The organism is Roseomonas sp. CECT 9278 (assembly GCF_918698155.1).
In the GTDB taxonomy this organism is placed as follows: Bacteria; Pseudomonadota; Alphaproteobacteria; order Acetobacterales; family Acetobacteraceae; genus Neoroseomonas.
In genome coordinates this window covers 1-16,712 of the sequence record NZ_CAKKLX010000070.1, presented here as the reverse complement: position 1 = coordinate 16,712, position 16,712 = coordinate 1, and the positions used below count along the sequence as shown (strand labels likewise).

The 16,712-nt window shown below is 73.9% G+C and carries 13 protein-coding genes; all 13 read left to right on the top strand.

Annotated features, from left to right (window positions below):
* The coding region (locus LQ222_RS24535; protein ID WP_308071659.1) for a hypothetical protein at positions 1-1,611 on the top strand (1,611 nt) is incomplete at its 5' end.
* A gap of 181 nt (positions 1,612-1,792) precedes the next feature.
* Complete coding sequence (locus tag LQ222_RS24530; protein WP_230169505.1) at positions 1,793-2,536, top strand: sulfite exporter TauE/SafE family protein; 744 nt, start codon at positions 1,793-1,795, stop codon at positions 2,534-2,536.
* Between the two features lie 147 nt (positions 2,537-2,683).
* Positions 2,684-3,541: an aldose epimerase gene (locus LQ222_RS24525; protein WP_230169504.1), complete on the top strand. Its 858-nt coding sequence runs from the start codon at positions 2,684-2,686 to the stop codon at positions 3,539-3,541.
* A gap of 9 nt (positions 3,542-3,550) precedes the next feature.
* Positions 3,551-4,714 (top strand): FAD-dependent oxidoreductase, encoded by a 1,164-nt coding sequence (locus LQ222_RS24520; protein WP_230169503.1) that lies wholly within the window; start codon positions 3,551-3,553, stop codon positions 4,712-4,714.
* Entirely contained in the window at positions 4,711-6,321 is a 1,611-nt protein-coding gene (locus LQ222_RS24515; protein WP_230169502.1) for an acyl-CoA dehydrogenase, read from the top strand. Before LQ222_RS24520 ends, LQ222_RS24515 begins: the two co-directional genes overlap by 4 nt.
* 70 nt (positions 6,322-6,391) lie before the next feature.
* Positions 6,392-7,963, top strand: a complete 1,572-nt coding sequence (gene crtI / locus LQ222_RS24510; protein WP_230169501.1) for a phytoene desaturase family protein — start codon at positions 6,392-6,394, stop codon at positions 7,961-7,963.
* 16 nt (positions 7,964-7,979) lie between these two features.
* Positions 7,980-9,560 carry an NAD(P)/FAD-dependent oxidoreductase gene (locus LQ222_RS24505; protein WP_230169500.1) on the top strand — a complete coding sequence of 527 codons (1,581 nt, stop codon included), beginning with the start codon at positions 7,980-7,982 and terminating at the stop codon, positions 9,558-9,560.
* Between the two features lie 32 nt (positions 9,561-9,592).
* On the top strand, positions 9,593-10,375 hold the full coding sequence (locus LQ222_RS24500) for a lysophospholipid acyltransferase family protein (RefSeq protein WP_230169499.1): 783 nt from the start codon (positions 9,593-9,595) through the stop codon (positions 10,373-10,375).
* A complete protein-coding gene (locus LQ222_RS24495) occupies positions 10,372-11,475 on the top strand; it encodes a glycosyltransferase family 2 protein (RefSeq protein ID WP_230169498.1) in 1,104 nt (367 codons plus the stop codon). The genes LQ222_RS24500 and LQ222_RS24495 overlap by 4 nt, the downstream gene beginning before the upstream one ends.
* A complete protein-coding gene (locus LQ222_RS24490) occupies positions 11,472-13,115 on the top strand; it encodes a squalene/phytoene synthase family protein (protein WP_230169497.1) in 1,644 nt (547 codons plus the stop codon). The genes LQ222_RS24495 and LQ222_RS24490 overlap by 4 nt, the downstream gene beginning before the upstream one ends.
* Positions 13,112-14,401, top strand: coding sequence for an FAD-dependent oxidoreductase (locus LQ222_RS24485; protein ID WP_230169496.1), 1,290 nt, complete (start codon positions 13,112-13,114; stop codon positions 14,399-14,401). Before LQ222_RS24490 ends, LQ222_RS24485 begins: the two co-directional genes overlap by 4 nt.
* Before the next feature lie 40 nt (positions 14,402-14,441).
* Positions 14,442-15,815, top strand: coding sequence for an aldehyde dehydrogenase family protein (locus tag LQ222_RS24480; RefSeq protein WP_230169495.1), 1,374 nt, complete (start codon positions 14,442-14,444; stop codon positions 15,813-15,815).
* A 23-nt stretch (positions 15,816-15,838) separates the two neighbouring features.
* Positions 15,839-16,426 carry a GNAT family N-acetyltransferase gene (locus tag LQ222_RS24475; protein ID WP_230169494.1) on the top strand — a complete coding sequence of 196 codons (588 nt, stop codon included), beginning with the start codon at positions 15,839-15,841 and terminating at the stop codon, positions 16,424-16,426.
* Positions 16,427-16,712: the final 286 nt, after the last annotated feature.

The window sequence follows — 16,712 nt, the reverse complement described above, 5'->3', positions numbered from 1 at the left end:
GCGGAGGCGCGCGCGCGCGCGGCCGCGGCGCAGGCCCCGGCGGTACCTGACACCGGCACAGGCGCCCCGGCCGGCAGCGGCGCGGCGACACCCGCGGCGCGCCGGGTCGACACCCCGCTGCGCCGCGCCCTGGCGCTCGCCGCGATCCTGCTCGGCGCCGCGATGCTGGCCTGGCCGGCGGTCCTGAACGGCTATCCGCTCGTGTTCATCGACAGCGTCTCCTACCTCGGCCAGACGCTGTTTCCCGAATGGCCGTGGGACAAGTCGCCGGCCTATGGGCCCTTCCTGCACGCCTTCCACTGGGGCTGGTCGTTGTGGCCGGCGCTGGCGGGGCAGGCGCTGGTGGTGTCGCACCTGCTGTGGCTGGCGCAGCGCGCGGCGCGGGGCGGCATCACGCCGGGCGCCCATCTGCTGCTGTGCGCCGCCATGGCGGGGATGACCTCGCTGCCGTGGTTCGCATCGACCCTGATGCCCGATGTCTTCGCCGGCGTCGCGCCGATCTGCCTGCTGCTGCTGGGCCTGGTGCGCGACAGGCTGTCGCGCGTGGAAGCGGCCTGGCTGGCGTTGCTCGGCGCCTTCGCGGTGGCGGTCCACCTGTCGCACCTGCCGACCGCGCTGGCGCTGGTGGTCTTTGTCGCGCTGGCGACGCGGCGCGTGATGCCGCCGCTGCGCGCCGCCTTGCCGGTGGTGATCGCCACGGCTGGGCTGGTCGCCGCCAATGCCTGGGCCTTCGGCAAGCCCAGCCTGTCGCCGCATGGCGCGGTGTTCCTGCTGGCGCGGCTGCAGGCGGATGGCCCGGCCGCCGCGACCATCCGCTTCGCCTGCCCGCGCGCCGGCTGGCACCTGTGCGGCTTCGCCACGCGCCTGCCGATGGACAGCGACCATTTCCTCTGGAACGCCGACGGCCCGCCCAACCGCCGCCCGAACGGCACGCCGATCCCGATGGGCGCGATGCGCCTGGCGCCGGAGGCGTCCGAGATCGTCATGCGGACGCTGCGCGAACGCCCTGGCGAGGTGGCCGCCGCCATGGCGCGCAACACCGTGGCGCAGGCCGGGCTGTTCGCCGTGGGCGACACGCTGTCGAACCAGCACCTGGCGGCCTCCGCCCGGCGCGCGGTCGCGGTGCTGCCGCCCGGCGAACTGGCGGCCTTCGATGCCGGCGCGCAGATGCGCGGCGCCTTGCCGGCACGCGCCGCGCCCTATTTGGCAGCGCATCGGCCGGCGCTGCTGGGCAGCCTGCTGCTGCTGGTGGGCGGGCTGGCGCTGGCGCTGTGGCTCGGCGACCGCACGCGCGCGGCGCTGGCGGCCGGGCTGCTGCTGGCGGTGGCGGTGAATGCCTTCGCGACGGGCGCACTCTCGGCGCCGGTCGATCGCTATGGCGCGCGCATCATCTGGCTGCTGCCGCTGGCGGCGCTGCTGGTGCTGGCGCCGCGCTACGCCGGGGCGCTGACGGATGCGGAGCGCGTGCGCCTGCGGATGGCGGCCCTGCGTCCCGCGCGGCCGAACGAGGGCGGCACGGCGGACGATCACGATGCGCGCTGGTGGGTCGGCGGCGGCCGCGCCGGGCGGCGGCCCGATCGGCCCACGCCGGATGGCGCGGCGCGGCGCTGACGGCAGCGGAAGGGATGGCGGCGCTGACGGCATCGGTCGCGACGGGCGCTTGGCGGGTCGGCGGGGCGCATGACCCAGCCCGGGCCGCCGCGTGCTGCGGAGGCCACTGCGCCGCCGCGGCCGGGCGATGCTTCGGCGCCGGCCACAACACAGCCACGCGAAATCGTACCAGCATCGCGCCATGGCCGATCTCCTCCTGATCCTTCCTGTCTTCCTGGTCGCCGGCATGGTGAAGGGCATCGCCGGCTTCGGCCTGCCCACCGTGTCGATCGCGCTGCTGGCGCTGGTCAGGCCACTGCCGGAGGCGATGGCGCTGATGCTGGTGCCCTCGCTCGCGACCAATGTCTGGCAGGCGCTGGCCGGCGGGCAGTTGCGGGCGGTCGCGCCGCGCATCGGGGTGTTCCTCGCCTGCGCGGCGGTCGCCACCTTCGCCGCGGCCGGGCAGATCGCGCGCACCGATGCCGTGCTGTTGTCGGGCGCGCTGGGGGTGATCCTGGTGGCGTCCTCGACGCTGGCGCTGGCGGCGCCGACGCTGCCCGCGCCTTCACCCGCCACGGAACGCTGGCTGGGGCCGCCGATGGGGGCGGTCTCGGGCGTCATTGCCGGGCTGACCGGCAGCTTCCTGGTGCCGGCGGCGCCCTGGCTGCAGGCGATCCGGCTGCCGCGGGAGCAGTTCGTGCAGGGCTTCGGGCTTGGCGTGGTGCTGGTGAATGGGGCGCTGGCGGCGGCCCTGGCCGGGGGCGGGCTGCTGCCGGTGGGGCTCGGGCTGGCCTCGATGGTGGGGGTGGTGCCGGCCTTCGCGGGGATGGAAGCGGGCCGGCGTCTGCGCGCACGGCTCGACGAGGCGGCATTCCGCAAGGTGGTGCAGGTGGCGCTGGGCGTGCTGGGGGCCTGGCTGGCGCTGCGCGCATTCGGTCAGGGGTAACCCCGCGAACCGCGGACGTCGTCAGGCGCCGCCCGGGCCCCGTTCCGTCGCGACGTTGCCCGCGCCAGGGGCGCCACGGGCGGCGCCACGCCGGCGCCGGCGCGTTTCCGGCTGGGCAATGCCGCACGGCCGGGCTGGAATGGCCCCATGGGACCGATCGCGCTGGAGGGGCACGGGTGGCAGGCATGGCTGGTGCCTGAGGATGGCGGCGGCATCACGGCCTTGCGCTTCCAGGGGCGCGAGATCCTGGTGCCGGCGCCCGAGGGCGCGCGGCTGGGCGGGCCGTTCGGCGCCTTCTGGATGATCCCCTGGGCGAACCGGCTCGATGGCGGGCGGCTGGGCGACCACCGCCTGCCGATCAACCGCGCCGCCGAGGGCACGGCCATCCATGGCCTGTCGCGCGACCGCCCCTGGCAGGTGGCCGAGGCCGCGCCCGACCGCGTCCTGCTGGTCCAGGCGGTGGCGGCCGGGCCCTATCGCTACGGCGTGCGGTTGCTGCACCAGGCGGGCGCCGGAGGCTTCAGTCTGGAGCTGACGCTGACCAATACCGGCGAGGCCCCGCTGGCCTTCGGCGCCGGCTGGCACCCGTGGTTCGTCCGCCCGGCTGGCACGCGGCTGGCCTTCGGCGCCGCGACGCGCTTCACCCATGACTCGCGCTGCCTGCCCGTCGCTACCGAAACGACCGCCGGGCTCGACGGCGACGAGGCCGCCTTCCTCGGCCTCGACACGCATTTCGGCGGCTGGGACGGGGCGGCGCGGATCGACTGGCCGGGGCTCTCGCTGGGCATCGCCGCGACGGGCGCGCTGGGGACCAACCTCCAGGTCTATGCGCCGCGCGACAGGGCGGTGCTGTGCGTCGAGCCGTCCTCGCATGTGCCCGACGTGGCGAACCGGCCGGGCTTCGCGGCGCAGGGGGCGATGCGGGTGCTGGCGCCCGGCGAAAACCTGGCTGGACGCATCACGCTGTCAGCAAACGGTTCACACCTGCCTCCGGCCGGGGCATAGGATGGCGGCATGGCTTCCACTCCCTCCGCTCTGGTGCTCGGCGCCGGCATCATGGGGCTCTCCGTCGCGTGGGGGCTGGCGCGGCGCGGCTTCGCGGTGCGCGTGGTGGAACAGGATGCAGTGCCGAATCCGCGCGGGGCATCGGTCGATCACCACCGGCTGATCCGCCATGCCTATGGCGCGCAGGCCGGCTACATGCGGATGGTCGACCCCGCCTACGCCGCCTGGGACCAGGTCTGGCGCGACATCAACGAGGTGCTACACATCCCGACCGGCGTGCTGGCGGTCTCGGGCAGCGCATCCGGCTGGCTGGGCGAAAGCCGCGCCACGCTGGCCGCCGATGGGCTGGCCTTCACCGACCTGACTGCCGCCGAGGTCGCCGCCCGCTTCCCGATCTTCACCGAGGCCGGCATCGGCGCCGCCTTCCACATGGACGCCGGCGGCGTGCTGCTGGCGGAGCGCATCGTGGCGGCCCTGGCACGGCATCTGGCGGCGCGCGGCGTGGTGTTCGAACGCGCCCGCGCCGTCGCGGTCGATGCCGCGCGCGCCTCGCTGCGCCTGGCCGATGGCGGCGAGCGCAGCGCCGACCAGCTGGTGGTCGCCGCCGGCCCGTGGGCGCCGCGGCTGCTGCCCGGGGCGCTGGCGCCGCGCGTGGTGGCGTCGCGCCAGATCCTGGTGCTGCTGGAGCCCCCCGCGCAGCACCGCGAGGCCTGGAGCCGCGCGCCCATGCTGCTGGACCTGGCCGAGGATGGCGGCTTCTACGCGGTGCCGCCGGTCGCGGGCACGCCGCTCAAGATCGGCGACCATCGCTTTTCGCGCACCGGCGACCCCGAGGCCGACAGCCGCGACGCCACGCCGGCCGAGGCCGAGGAGATCCTGGCCTTCGCCCGCCCGCGGCTGCGCGACATGGCGGGGTACCGGGTGATCGGCGCGCGCGCCTGCTACTACGATGTCGAGGACCGCGAACGCTTCGTGGTCGAGCCGATCGCGCCGCGCTGCCTGGTGATGTCGGGCTTCACCGGCCACGGCTTCAAGTTCGCGCCGGTGCTGGGGCTGGCGGTTGCCGCCGCTCTCGCCGATCCCGCCGTGCTGTCGGGGCTGCCCGCCTGGGCCGCCGGCGAATCCCGCCCCGCCCCCGGCCTGCTGGCCGCGTTGGAGAGCCTTGCCGCATGACCTCGACGGCCGCCGCCGACCTGATCTTCGGCCTGAACCGCGTGGTCGGCCTGCCGGCCCTGACCGCGGCCGCCGGCGCGCCGTTGTCCGCCGCCGACATCGCGCAGATCGTCACCGAGGCCGACCGCTTCTGCACCGAGATGCTGCTGCCCGGCGCGCAGGCCGCCGACCGCGCCGGCGCGGTCTATGCGAACGGCGTCGTGACCACGCCCTACCGCGAGACCTATGCGAAATGGGTCGAGGGCGGGTGGCAGTCGCTCTCGGCGCCGGTGGAGCATGGCGGCCAGGGCCTGCCGGCGGCGCTGTGGATCGCGATGACCGAGCTCGGCATGGCGGCGGATACGTCGTTCATGCTGGGGCCGCTGCTGACCGCGGGCGCGATCGACTGCCTGGTGCATCACGCGACGCCCGACCAGGCGGCGCGGCTGCTGCCGAAGATGGTGTCGGGCGAATGGACAGGGGCCATGTGCCTGACCGAACCGGGCGCGGGCAGCGACCTGGGCGTGCTGCGCTGCCGCGCCGAGCCGCTGGGCGAGGGCCGCTACGCGCTGCATGGCGAGAAGATCTTCATCACCTGGGGCGAGCAGGATTGCTCGGAGAACATCGTCTACCTGGTGCTGGCGCGGCTGCCGGATGCGCCGCCGGGGTCGAAGGGGATTTCCCTGTTCGCCTGCACCAAGGTGACGGAAGCCGGCGCGCGCAACGCGCTGCGCGCGGCGGGGATCGAGCGCAAGATGGGCATCCACGCCAGCCCCACCTGCGTCATGCTGTTCGAGGGCGCCGAGGCGGAGCTGGTCGGCGAACCGCATCGCGGCCTGCCGGCGATGTTCGCCATGATGAACAATGCGCGGCTCGGTGTCGGCACGCAGGGGGTGGCGCATGGCGCGGCCGCGCTGCGCCTGGCCGAGGCCTATGCGGAGCAGCGCGTGCAGGGCGGGCGGCCGATCGCCCGGCACCCGGATGTCGCGCGGATGCTGATGGAGATGCGCGCCATCACGCTTGCAGGCCGGCTGCTGGCGCTCGAGACCGCGCTGGCGGTCGACCGCCACGCGCTGACCGGCGATGCGGCGGCGCTGGAACGCCTCGCGCTGCTCACGCCGATCCTCAAGGCCTGGTGCACCGATCGCGGGGTCGAGACGGCGTCCACCGGCATCCAGGTGCATGGCGGCATGGGCTTCGTCGAGGATGCCGGCGCGGCGCAGGTGCTGCGCGATGCGCGCATCGCGCCGATCTACGAAGGCACCAACGGCATCCAGGCGATCGACCTCCTGGTCCGCAAGGTCGCGAAGGATGGCGGGGCGGCGATGCGCGCCTTGCTGGCGGAGGTGAAGCGGGTTCCCGACGCGCGCCTGCGCGGCGCCGCCGAGACGCTGGAGCAGGCCACCGCCGCCGTGCTGGACGCCCAGGGGCGCGACGCCGATGCCGCGCAGTCGGTCGCGGTGGCGTATCTGGAGGCCGCCGGCTGGGTGCTGGGCGGCTGGATGCTGGCGCGCGCCGCGGCCGAAGACTCCGACGCCTATGGTCTGGTCGCGGAGTTCTACCTGCGGCGGCTGCTGCCGCGCGCCGGCGGCCGGGTGGCCGAGATCGCCGGGGCCCTGGCGGCATGACGGGTCGGACCTTGCACCCACGACATCCAGGGCAATCTGGGGTGTCGCGTAACTACGACGAAATGCCCGGATGAACGCCTCACCCCCCGCCAATCACCGTTCCCGCCCGCGTGTCGCCATCATCGGCGCCGGTCCAGGCGGGCTGGCCGCCGCCATGATCCTCGCCGCCGCGGGCGCGCGCGTGAGCGTATTCGAACGCGACGGCGTGGTGGGCGGGCGCACGCGCACCGTCACCGCGCCGGGCGGCTACCGGTTCGATATCGGGCCGACCTTCTTCCTGTACCCGCGCGTGCTGCGCGAGATCTTCGCCGGTTGTGGGGCGGATTTCGACCGCGAGGTCGATCTCATCCGCCTCGACCCGCAATATCGCCTGGTGTTCGAGGGGTCGAACCCGGTCACGCTCGATGCCTCGCCCGACATGGCGCGGATGGAAGCCGAGATCGCCAAGCTGAACCCTGCGGATGCCAAGGGCCTGCGGTCCTTCATGACCGACAACCGGGTCAAGCTGAACGCCTTCCGCCCGGTGCTGGAACGCCCCTTCCACGGGCTGATGACCTATCTGGCGCCGGAGGTGATGAAGGGGCTGCGCTACCTGCGCCCGTGGTCGTCGCTGGATACCGACCTCAAGCGGCATTTCAGCGACCCGCGGACGCGCCTCGCCTTCACCTTCCAGTCGAAATACCTGGGCATGAGCCCGTTCCGCTGCCCGTCGATGTTCTCGATCCTGTCCTTCCTGGAATACGAGCACGGCATCTTCCACCCGCGCGGCGGCTGCGGCGCCGTCAGCGAGGCGATGGCCCGCGTGGCCGAGCGGCTTGGCGTGGAATTCCACTTCGACACGCCGGTCGATCGCCTGGCCTTCGAGGGCAACCGCGCGGCCGGCGTCGAGGCCGGCGGCAAGCGCCACGCCGCCGACGCGGTCGTGGTGAACGCCGATTTCGCCCACGCCATCCCCGGCCTGATGCCCGAGGCGCTGCGCCCGCAATGGCCCGACCAGAAGATCGCGAAGGCGCGGTATTCCTGTTCGACCTTCATGCTCTACCTGGGCATCGAGGGGCCGCTCGACCTCGCGCATCACTCGGTGCTGCTGGCCGAGGATTACGAACGCAACCTGCAGCAGATCGAGGGCGGGGTGATCCCGGAGAACCCGTCGCTCTACGTGCAGTCGGCCTCGGGCACCGACCCGTCGCTGGCGCCGCCGGGGCATTCCACGTTGTACGTTCTGGTGCCGGTGCCGAACCTGCATGGCGGGCAGGACTGGGCGGCCGAGGCGCAGCGGTATCGGCGGCTTGCGCTGGACCGGCTGAAGGCGCTCGGCCTGCACGACCTGGAATCGCGCATCCGCTACGAACGCATCGTGACGCCGCAGGACTGGCAGGACCAGTACGCGGTCGGCTATGGCGCCACCTTCAACCTGGCGCACAATGTGCGGCAGATGATGCATTTCCGTCCGCGCAATCGCTTCGGCAAGGCGGAGGGCGTCTACCTCGTTGGCGGCGGCACGCATCCGGGCAGCGGGCTGCCGGTGATCTACGAGGGTGCCCGCATCAGCGCGAAACTGCTGATGGACGACCTGGGCATGCGGCCGAGTGCCGCGGCGAATGACAGGGTCGGCGCCGCGCAGCCTGCGCTCGGCGACTGACCGGGAGGATAGGGCAATGGGTTCGAAGGTCGTCGTCATCGGCAGTGGGCTGGGTGGCCTTGCCGCGGCCGCGGTGGCGCAGGCGCGCGGGCACCAGGTCACGCTGCTGGAGCGCAACCCGTGGCTGGGCGGCAAGGCGGCCGTGCTGCACCTGGACAACCCGAATGGTCCCGGCCGCTTCCGCTTCGACATGGGCCCGACCATCCTGACCGTGCCGCGGGTGCTGCGGCGCATCTTCGCCGAGGCCGGGCGCGACCAGGCGACCGAGCTGCCGCTGATCCGGCTCGACCCGCAATGGCGCTGCTTCTTCGACGACAACAGCCGCATCGACCTGATGGCGAATGTCGACACCATGGCGCAGGCGATGGACCGCTTCGCGCCGGGCAAGGGCAACGGCCAGGGCTATCGGAAGTTCCAGGACATCTCGCGCCACCTGCACGAGGTCAGCGAGAAGTTCTTCTTCTGGAAGCCGGTCGAGGGGATTGGCGACACGCTGGACTTCAGCACGAGTTTCAACGCCGAGGTGCTGCGCGACGTGCTGGCGCTGCGCATGGGCCGCACGGTCGCGAAGGTGATCCGCGGCAATGTGCCGGATGAACGCCTGGCGCAGATGCTCGACCACTTCACGCAGTATGTCGGGTCGAACCCCTACCTCGCGCCGGCGGTGCTGTGCGGCATCGGCGACATGCAGGCGAGCGAGGGCGTGTGGTACCCTGAGGGCGGCACGCGCGCGGTGGCGGAGGGGTTGGCGAAGCTGGCCACCGACCTCGGCGCTGATTTGCGCACCGATTCCGAGGTCACGGCGATCGAGATCGAGAACGGCGCGGTGCGCAGCGTGACGGCGAATGGCGAACGCATCGCCTGCGACGCGCTGATCTCGAACATGGATGCGGTGCGGACCTATACCGAGCTCGTGAAGGGCGACGCCGCCCGCAAGATCGAGAAGAAGGGGTTCGAGCCGGCGTGCTCGGGCGTGGTGCTCTACCTCGGCCTGAACAAGCGGTACGACCACCTGGCGCATCACTGCTTCGTCTTCTCCCGCGATGCGGAGGAGGAGTTCGACGCGATCTACAAGAAGGGCGTTCCCGCACCGGATCCGACCGCCTACCTGGCCGCGACGGCCGGCACCGACCCCACCACCGCGCCCGAGGGTGGCGAAGCCCTGTATGTGCTGGTGCACACCCCGCACCTGCGTCCCGGGCAGGACTGGTCGAAGATGTTCGCGCCCTATCGGCAGACCATCCTCGACAAGCTGAAGCGCACTGCGGGGCTCGAGGATATCGAGAGCCGCATCGTGGTGGAGCGTGCCCTGACGCCGCAGGACATCCACGAACGCTACAAGGTGCTGGACGGCGCGATCTACGGGCTGGCCTCGCACGGTGCGTTCCTGGGGGCCTTCAAGCCGTCCAACCGGTCGAAGGCGATCAAGGGGCTGTATCTGTGCGGCGGCGCGGCGCATCCCGGCCCGGGCATGCCGATGGTGATGATGTCGGGCTGGATCGCGGCGGACGCGATGGACCGCGACGCCGGCGGGCGCGGGATGTCCGAGGCGGCGGAACGCGCGGGCCTCAGGGACGCGCTGCTCGCCGCCGAATGACCGGCCGGGCCGTACCGCAGCGGCCTGACCCCGTGGCGCTCCGCTCGGAGCGCCACCTGGCTTTCTTCGACTTCGCCTTCACCCGATTCACGCGCCGGCACATGCGCGCGGTGCGCGTGGCGCGCTGGGGCGTGCCCGATCTGCCGCAGGGCGCGCCGGCGGTGATCCTGGCCAATCACCCGTCCTGGTGGGATGGCGTCGCGTTCATGCTGCTGTCGCGCCGGCTGCTGCCGGGGCGCAAGCTGTTCACGCCGATGGCGGCCTGGGCGCTCGACAAATACGCCTTCATGCGGCGGCTCGGCGTGTTCGGGATCGAGACCGGCACGGCGCGCGGGTCGGTCGCCTTCCTGCGCACGGCCGAGCATGTCCTGAAGGATCCGGCGCACATGCTCTGGATCAATGCGCCGGGGCGCTTCGCCGATGCGCGCGAAAGGCCGATCCCGATCGCGCCGGGCATGACGCGCCTGCCGGAGATGGCCCCGGGCGCGGTGTTCGTGCCGCTGGCGCTCGACTATCCGTTCTGGGGCGAGCGCAAGGCCGAGATGCTGGCCGGCTTCGGCCCGCCGATCCCCGCCGCCGAGCTGCTGGGGCTGGACCATGATGCGCGCGCCGCCCGCCTTGCCGCCGCGCTGGAAGCCACCTGCGACCGCCTGGCGCAGGACGCCATCGCCCGCGACCCCGCGCGGTTCGAGACGCTGGTGCAGGGCCAGGAAGGCATGGGCGGTGTCTACCAGGCCTGGCGGCGCTTCGGTGCGCTGCTGCGCGGGCGGCGCTTCGACCCGCGACACGACCATCAGCCGGAGCGCACGCCGTGATCGAGGACTATGCCTGGATCGCGCTGGTACTGGCCGTCTTCCCGGCGGTGGTCGGCGCGATCAACCTGGCCCTGGTGCGCGGCCCCGCGGGGCGCGCGCCGGCGGATGCGCTGGTCTCGATCCTGATCCCCGCGCGCAATGAGGCGGCGAACATCGCCGACTGCCTCGACCACGCGCTGCGCCAGCTGGAGGCGCGGGTCGAGGTCATCGTCATGGACGACGGATCGACCGACGGCACCGCCGAGATCGTGCGGCGCTTCGCCGCGCGCGACGGCCGCGTGCGGCTGCTGGCCGCGCCGCCGCTGCCGGAGGGATGGTCGGGCAAGATGCATGCGTGCATGGCGCTGGCCGCCGCGGCGCGCGGGTCGCATTTCCTGTTCATCGATGCCGATGTGCGGCTTGAGCCGATGGCCGCCGCGATGCTGGCGGGCCACGCCACGCGCCACCGCCTGGCGCTGGTCAGCGGCGTGCCGCGCCAGCGCATCCTGACCTGGGGCGAAGGCGTGACGGTGCCGATGATCAACCTGCTGCTGATCGGCTACCTGCCCGGCGGCGGGCGCGCCTTCACGCGCCATCCGGGCCTGGCCGCCGGCTGCGGGCAAATGATGCTGTTCGAACGCCGCGCCTACGAGGCAGTGGGCGGCCATGGCGCGGTGCGCGCCACGCTGCATGACGGCCTGACGCTGACACGGCTGCTGCGACAGCGCGGCCACCGGACCGAGATCGTGCAGGGCAGCGGCATCGCGCGCTGCCGCATGTATCGCGGCTTCAACGAGGCCTGGGGCGGCTTCCTGAAGAATGCGCGCGAAGGCATGGCGACGCCGATCGGCCTGCCGGTCTGGACCGTGGTGCTGGCGGGGGCGCATCTGTGGCCCTTCTTCCTGTTGCCGGCATGGCAGGCGGTGGTCGCGCTGGCGCTGACCTTTGCGCTGCGCATCGCGATCACGCTGCGCACCGGGGAGCCGGCCTGGACGATCCCGCTGCACCCGGCGGCGGTGGTGGTGGCGCTGGCCATCCAATGGACCGCCCTGGTGCGCGTCCTGATGGGGCGCAAGGAAGGCTGGAAGGGCCGCGCCTACGCCGCGCCCGAGGCGCCGTGACCGGGTCCGCCGCCATCGGCCCGGCAACGCGCGATGCAAGCGAGGAGAACTTCCCCGTCGCCTCGCTGCTGATGGCGCGGGCCCTGCGCCCGAAGGTCATGGGCTTCTACCGCTTCGTGCGCACGGCGGACGACATCGCCGACAGCGCAGCCCTGCCGCCGGCGGACAAGCTGGCCCGGCTCGACCAGCTTGAGCGCGCGCTCGACGACGCCGCCACCACCGAGCCCGCCGCGCGGCTGCTGCACGCCGCGGGCAGCGGCACCGCGGAAGCGCGCGCCATGCTGGCCGCCTTCCGCCAGGATGCGACGCAGCGGCGCTATGCGGATTGGGCGGCGCTGGAAGCCTATTGCGCGGCATCGGCCAATCCGGTCGGGCGGATGCTGCTGCGGCTGCATGGCGTCGATGCGCCGGAGGCCGCGGCGGCGTCGGATGCGCTGAGCACCGCGCTGCAGATCCTGAACCACCTGCAGGACCTGGTGCCGGACCGCGATGCGCTGGACCGCATCTACCTGCCGGAAAGCTGGATGGCGCTGGCCGGCGGCGAGGCCGCCTTCTTCGATCCCGCCAAGGCCACCGCGCGGCGCGCCGTGCTCGATGCCGCGCTGGACCGGGTGGAGGAACGGCTCGACGCCGCGGCCGGCCTGCCGCGCATGATCGGGTCGATGCGCCTCGCGATGCAGGCGCGTGTCACCATCGCGCTGGCACGGCGGCTGCTGGCGCGGCTGCGGGCGGGGGATCCGGTGCCGGGGCGCATCGCGCTGGGCAAGGCGGATTTCGCGCGCGCCTTCGCCGCCAGCCCGTTCCACGGGCCGTCCGACGCCGCGCTGGTGCGCGCGCGCGTCGCCGCCGCGGGGTCGTCCTTCGCCAAGGGCATGTCGGCGCTGCGCGGCGACCGGCGGCGCGCGCTCTGGGCAGTCTATGCCTTCTGCCGCGCGGTGGATGACATCGCCGATGGCGCGATGCCGGAGGCCGAGAAGCGGCGCTTCCTGGACGATTGGCAGGCGAAGCTGGCGCGGCCCGATTGCGCGCTGTCGCGCGAGCTGGCGCGCGCGCGCGACCGCTACGCGCTGCCGGTCGCGGAATGCGAGGCGATGATCGCCGGCATGCAGACCGATGCCGCGCCGCGCCTGCGCATCGGCGATGCCGCCGCGCTCGACCTGTATTGCCGGCGCGTCGCCGGCAGCGTCGGCGCCATGGCGGTGCGCATCTTCGGCGCGCCGCAGGCGGCGGGCTTCGGCCTGGCGCTGGGCCGCACGCTGCAGCTGGTGAATATCCTGCGCGACATCGACGAGGATGCGGCGCGCGACCGCGTCTATATCCCGCGCGACCTGCTGGCCGCGCATGGCGTGCCCGACGCCGACGCGCCCGCGATGATGGCGCAGCCCGGCGTGGCGGCGGCGGCGCGCGAGCTCGCGGCGCAGGCCGAGGCCGGCTTCGCGCGCGCCGAGGCCGAGCTGCGCGGCTTCGACACGCCGGCGCTGCTGCCGGCCCGCATCATGATGTGGGGCTATCGCCGCATCTTCGACCGCCTTGTCGCGCGCGGCTTCGGTCTTCCCCGCGCGCGGCCGCGCCTGACGCCGGGCGAGAAGGCGCGCATGGCGGCCTTTGCGCTGCGCCTGGCGCCGGTGGCCGCGCGATGACCGCGCAGGCGAACGCCGCGGCGCAGGTGCATGTGGTGGGTGCGGGGGTCGCCGGGCTGGTCGCTGCGCTGGCGGTCGCGCGTGCCGGCCACGCGGTCACGCTGCACGAGGCCACCCCGGCCGCCGGCGGCCGCTGCCGCGCTCTGCCCGACGGCACCGACAACGGCACCCATGCGCTGATGGGCGCGAACCATGCGGCGCTGCGCTTCCTGGATGCCATCGGCGCGCGCGCGGGCTGGGTGGAGCCGGAGCCCGACGGGCTGCCCATGCTGGACCTGGCGGATGGCAACGCGCGGCGCATCGCCGCGGCGCCGCTGGCCTGGCGCGACCCTGCGCGGCGACCGCCCGGCATGACCGCGGGCGCCTTCCTGGCGCTGGCCCGCATGGCGCTCGGCATCACCGACCGGCCGGTGGGCATGGCGCTGGCGAAGCACCCGGTGCTGCTGCGTGGCTTCGTCGAACCGCTGACCGTCGCGGCGCTGAACACGCCGGTGGCGGAGGCCTCCTCGGCGCGGCTGGGCCAGGTGCTGCGCCGGCTGGGATCCGCCGAGGCGTCGCGCCTGCTGGTGGCGCGGACCGGACTGGGGCCGGACCTGGTCGACCCCGCGCTGGCGGCGCTGCGCGCGGCGGGCGCGACGATCCGCTTCGGCAGCCGGCTGCGCGCGCTGACCAGCGCCGAAGGCCGCGCCAGCGCCCTGCACCTGGCCGAGCACACCGTCGCGCTCGATGCCGCCGACGCCGTGATCCTCGCCCTGCCGCCCTGGGAGGCGGCGCGGCTCATTCCCGGTTTGCGGGTCCCGGAACGCCATGCGCCGATCCTCAACCTGCATTTCGCGCGGCAGGGCGAGGGGCCGGTGCGGTTCCTGGGCGTGGTCGGCGGGCTCACGCAATGGGTGCTGGTGCGCCCTGCGGGCGTCAGTGTGACCGTCAGCGCGGCGGATGCCGAAACCGAGGCGGACATGGCCGTGCTGGCCCCCCGCGCCTGGGCCGAGATCCGCCAGGCGGCCGCCGCCTTCGGCCTGCCCGGCGCCTGGCCCGAGGCGCCGCCGCCCTGCCGCGCCGTGAAGGAGCGCCGCGCGACGCCGCGCCATGGGGTGGGCATCGCGCCGGTCGCGCCGCGGATGGTGATGCGCAACCTCGCGCTCGCGGGGGACTGGACCTGGTCGGGGCTGCCCGCGACGATCGACGCGGCGGCGCGGTCCGGCGAGGCCGCGGCGAAGGCGATCGCGGCGCGGCTGGGGCGGACGTCGCCGCGTGCGGCGAAGCTGCGCGCGGCAAGCGCGTGATCCGCCACGGCGCATTGCCGGCGGCATGGGGTGCATCGCCTTGAGCCTCGCCGCACAATCGCCGGTCGGCATCACCGCGCCGGCCGAGGCCCTCGCCGCACTGCGCGCGGCCGAGGCGCGCGACGGCGCCCCCGACCTCGCGCGCCGGCGCGACCTGCTGGCGCGGCTCGCCGCCGAGCTGAAGCGTCGCGCGGAGGACTTCGCCACCGCGGCCGCCGCCGATTTCGGCGCACGGTCGCGCATCGAGACGCTGCTGGCCGACGTGCTGCTGGTGGCGGATGCCGCCGTGCATGCGCGCCGCAAGCTGCGCCGCTGGGCCAGGCCGCGGCGCGCCGGCGTGCCCTATCCCTTCTGGCCGGCGCGCGCGGTGCTGGAACCGGTGCCCAAGGGCGTGGTCGGCATCATGGCACCGTGGAACTATCCGGTGCAGCTGGCGCTGGCGCCGGCGGTCGATGCCATCGCCGCGGGCAATCGGATCGTGGTGAAGCCGTCCGAGCACGCGCCGCGCTGCGCGGTGCTGATCGCCGAGGCGCTGGCGGCCGCGCTAGGCCCCGACATGGCGCGTTGCGTCGCCGGGGATGCCGCGGTCGCCGCCGATTTCGCGGCGCAACCCTGGGACCACCTGGTGTTCACCGGCGGCACCGCGACCGGTCGGCGGGTGGCGCTGGCGGCGGCGGCGAACCTCACGCCGGTCACGCTGGAACTTGGCGGCAAATGCGCCGCGATCGTGCTGCCCGGCGCCGACCTGGTGCCGGCGGCGCGCGCCATCCTGGTGGGTAAGGCGCTGAATGCCGGTCAGACCTGCGTGGCGCCCGACACGGTGCTGCTGGTCGGCCACGGCGTCGATGCCTTCACCGCCGCCTGCCGCGCGGTCGGCATCGCCCTGCCGGAGACCGCCGTGCTGGACGACGCGCAGGCGGCGCGGCTCGATCGGCTGGCGGCCGGCGCGGTGCTGGTGCCGCTCGGCGCCGATGCGCCAGGCCGCCGGCGCGCCATCGCGCTGGCCACCGCGCCGGACGACGCGCCGCTGATGACCGAGGAGGTGTTCGGCCCGATCCTGCCGCTGCGCCCCTGCGCCACGCTCGACGATGCCATCGCCTGGATCGCCGCGCGGCCGCCGGCGCTCGCGATCTACCTGTTCGGCGCGACGGCGGCGGAGGAGGCGGCGGTCGCGGCGGGCACGCGCTCCGGCGCCATCGTGCAGGGGCGCTGCGTGGAGCATGTGGGCTTCACCGACCTGGCCTTCGGCGGCGTCGGGGCCTCCGGCCACGGGCGCACGCATGGCGAGGAAGGCTTCCGCGCGGTGTCAAACCTGCGCGCGCGGGTGCGGCATGGGCGGTTTTCGCTCGCGCGAATGTTTGACCCGCCACACGGATCGCTGGCGGATCGCATCACGAAACGGCTGTTGCGTTAATCATTCCAGGTTATGCTAACGGCATGGTTGTGGACGCGCCCGCCCTTCCCGCCGTGGAGACGCCACGCCTGCGCCTGCGCTGCGCCGAACCGCGCGACGCCGCGGCCCTGGCCGGCCTGATGAACGAGGCGATCAGCCTGCGCCTGGCCTCCTGGCCGGTGCCCTATACGCCGCTGATGGCAGCCGACCGCATTGCCGGCGTGCGCATGGCGGCCGCCGAACGGCGGTCCCTGCCGCTGGTCATCGAACGCCGGTCGGACGGCACGGTGGCCGGCTGGATCAGCGTCTCCCGCGCGCCGGGGGATGGGTCGACGGCGCTGATCACCTATTGGCTCGGCGATGGCTTCCAGGGCCAGGGCATCATGCGGGAAGCCGCGCCCGCCGCGCTGCTGGAAGCCTTCCGCAGCATGGACATCGCGCGGGTGCGCGCGGCGGTGCAGGCCGACAACACGGCCTCGCTGGCGGTGGCGCGGCTGCTGGGCATGGCGCCGCTCGGCCCTGGGCGCATCTGGTGCCCCGCGCGGGGCCGGGACGAACCCTGCCTGTGGTTCGAGATCGACCGCGCCACGGCGATGGGCGCGCGCGCCACGGCTGGCGCGCTGCGCGACTGATCCGTCGCGGCCGCGCCATGCGCGGGCAAGGTCGGGCCGGCGATCCGTTTCATTCTCCGCGTCGCGCCGCTGCGCTTCGACGGCGACGTCGCGATGTCCGGACCCGCCACCTGGTCGATGCGAAAGCCTTGGCTGCGGATGATGGCCGGGCAGGCGCCTGGGTCGCGTCCCCAGTGGTGGTGTAGGACATCCAGAGCCTGGGGCGCGAAGCGAAGCCTGTGGCTGAGCGAAGCGGAGCGCCCCAGGCGGCCATCGCGGTGATCCCTGGCTAGGGTTGGGTTGCTGA